Genomic DNA, 2668 nt, shown 5'->3' with positions numbered 1-2668 from the left:
GCTGCTTGAGGGCCTTGTTATAAGAGGGCCAGTTGGTGATTTTAAAATTTTGTTTTGCCATGGAGACCTGATTTTGAAACAACTGTGGTGATCTGCTCCGATGATTACCCAAAAGTTCTATTTATTCAACAAAGCCGAAAAAAGCATGAAAAAATAAAAATTTATCGCTACTTACAACTTCAACATCCAGTGAAGTACACTACGCACATAAAATACACCGACATAATTAACTGCATTTAACCCAATTAACTGCATACCCTAAATAACTCGAGTTGCAGGAAGGCGGCAAGCGAACGAATCCCCAGGAGCTTACTCAGGTAAGTGACAAGTGTGAGTGAACGAAGCCAACGCACCTGCAACTTAAAGTATGACGGGTATATAACGGAGTCTCTCTGCATGTTCTCCCCTGAATCCCGATTGCGTAGTGCGGTAGCGGACACAGTCGCTATGGTAATCTACTATTTTATAACGGGGTATGCTGATTGATATCTTGCTGTCTGGTATGAGCTTCCAGCAGTCGCTCTCTTCGCGACTGGTGTCGATCCCCGTTAATATTTTTATTGCTTGGCCCTACGACCTGTACCGCGATCGTATCCTGCGTCTGTCTCAGCGCTTCATGACGCACGGTACCTGGGTAAAAAATCTGGCAGACCTGTTTGCCTACGTCAGCTTTCAATCACCGGTGTATGTTGCCATCCTGTGGTTTATTGGTGACAATCCACACCAGATCGTCGCAGCAGTAACCAGCAATATGTTGATATCTATGTTAATTTGTGTCGCATACGGCTATTTTCTCGATTACTGCCGCCGTCTGTTTCGCGTCGCCGTACCGGGCTGAAAGTCAGGCCGAGACCGCAACTACCGCCAAATACAGGCAACAAAAAAGCCATCCTGATACCGGATGGCTTTTTATTAGGAATAATCCCAAACTAATGACGACTGAGTGAACCGCGCCGATAGAGACTGCGCAGAATGCGCGTCAAACCGGGCTTGGGCTTCTTAGGTTCATCGAGACTTGCCAGCACCAACTCCAACACTCGCTCAGCCACTTCGCGATGACGTTGCGCCACGGAGAGCACCGGGCACTCGAGGAAATCGAGCAGTTCGTTGTCACCAAACGTGGCAATCGCCAAATTGTTCGGCAGCCGCCCGCTCTGCTTCAGCGTAATATCCATCACCCCTTGCAACAGCGGAAACGAGGTAGTGAATAGCGCCTGCGGCATCGGGTGATGCTGCAAATACTCTTCAAACGCTATCGCTGCCGCTGAGCGTTCGTAGCTGTTGGCATAAAGGAAATTCACCTGACGCGGATCCTCTGCCCACGCCATACGAAACCCTTGTTCGCGCAGGAAACTCACCGAAAGTTCCGGCAACGCCCCGAGGTAGAGCACTGACTCCGCTGGAATCTTGCGCAGTTCCTGCGCCAGCATTTCCGCATCCTCACAATCGGCACCCACTACACTTGTGAAGTGTTCGCGATCCAACGCGCGATCCAGCGCGATAATAGGCAAGCTGTCTCCAGCCCAACGCTGATAGAACGGATGCTCCGGAGGCAACGCTGTCGACACGATAATGGCATCAACCTGACGCTGCATCAGATGCTCAATGCAGCGCATCTCGTTATCCGGCTGATCTTCAGAGCAGGCAATCAGCAATTGATAACCGCGCTGACGCGCCTGACGCTCCAGATAATTGGCAATTTTGCTATAGCTGGTGTTTTCCAGATCCGGAATCACCAGCCCGATAGAACGAGTACGCCCAGCGCGTAATCCAGCAGCCACCGCATTGGGATGATAATTATGCTCACGCACCACCGACATCACTTTTTCTACCGTTTTATCACTGACGCGGTATTGTTTGGCCTTGCCATTGATAACGTAGCTGGCAGTAGTGCGTGAAACGCCCGCAAGGCGCGCGATTTCATCCAGTTTCACGTTAGCCCCTTTAAATAAGCTGGAAAATAAAAAACAAGGATGTCCATATTTTAAGCATGGATATCGTATAGATCTAACCGCAGAAGCTGGCAATCAGCAACCGCTTTATTGTTGTTCAGGGTTATAGAGAGAAAAATAAAAAGCTCACCGACACAGTGAGCCCTCAGACTGCTGAAAAAGCCTACCAACCTCTTCGTCGTCCTCGGCGTAGGCCGAGGGCCTCGGGCAGAATGAACGCGTTTAGCCTGTATGACATTCCCGCCTGCGCGGGAATGACCGTTTTAGGTAGGTTTGCAAGCAACCCCAAGGTTCACCGACACAGTGAACCTCTTTATCATAGATCAGCGGAAGGAAAATTAGCGCATAATCTTATCGCCGCGTGATACGCCGACAATACCCGACGCGCCACCTCGACAATCTCAGCCACGTCACGCACCGCGCCTCAGAAACGCATCCAATTTGTCACTGGTGCCCGCCAATTGCACGGTGTAGAGCGTTGCCGTGACATCCACAATCTGTCCACGGAAAATTTCCGTGCTGCGTTTCACTTCTTCCCGGCAATAACCTGTATTAGTCGCGACTAGATCTAACACTGGACCTTGAAAGGTTGAGAGTTACCGGTTTTGATATGGGTGTCTGATCCTTAAACAAAACGCGAGGTAACTCTCATGCTTCATACTAACAATCCCATTATCAAACACAAAGCCGGCCTGCTCAATCTCGCCGAAGAACTC

At 49.9% G+C, this 2668-nt stretch carries 2 protein-coding genes and 2 pseudogenes; 2 read left to right on the top strand and 2 right to left on the bottom strand.

The genetic code is table 11. The features are described from left to right. Positions 1-84: 84 nt before the first annotated feature. Both QZ506_RS09425 and QZ506_RS09420 read left to right on the top strand, forming a co-directional pair. Complete coding sequence (locus QZ506_RS09425) at positions 85-240, top strand: hypothetical protein (protein WP_291970611.1); 156 nt, start codon at positions 85-87, stop codon at positions 238-240. A gap of 156 nt (positions 241-396) precedes the next feature. Then, positions 397-838: pseudogene (locus QZ506_RS09420) on the top strand (L-alanine exporter AlaE). A gap of 91 nt (positions 839-929) precedes the next feature. On the opposite strand, the gene cra reads toward QZ506_RS09420, so the two are convergent. Beyond that, positions 930-1934 carry a catabolite repressor/activator gene (cra, locus tag QZ506_RS09415; protein ID WP_291970610.1) on the bottom strand — a complete coding sequence of 335 codons (1005 nt, stop codon included), beginning with the start codon at positions 1932-1934 and terminating at the stop codon, positions 930-932. A 356-nt stretch (positions 1935-2290) separates the two neighbouring features. Next, positions 2291-2503 (bottom strand): annotated as a pseudogene (gene ilvN, locus QZ506_RS09410) (acetolactate synthase small subunit); the annotation flags it as partial. Positions 2504-2668 lie beyond the last annotated feature (165 nt).

The organism is Candidatus Symbiopectobacterium sp. (assembly GCF_020054415.1).
In the GTDB taxonomy this organism is placed as follows: Bacteria; Pseudomonadota; Gammaproteobacteria; order Enterobacterales; family Enterobacteriaceae; genus Symbiopectobacterium.
This window is presented reverse-complemented; position numbering and strand designations above follow the sequence as displayed.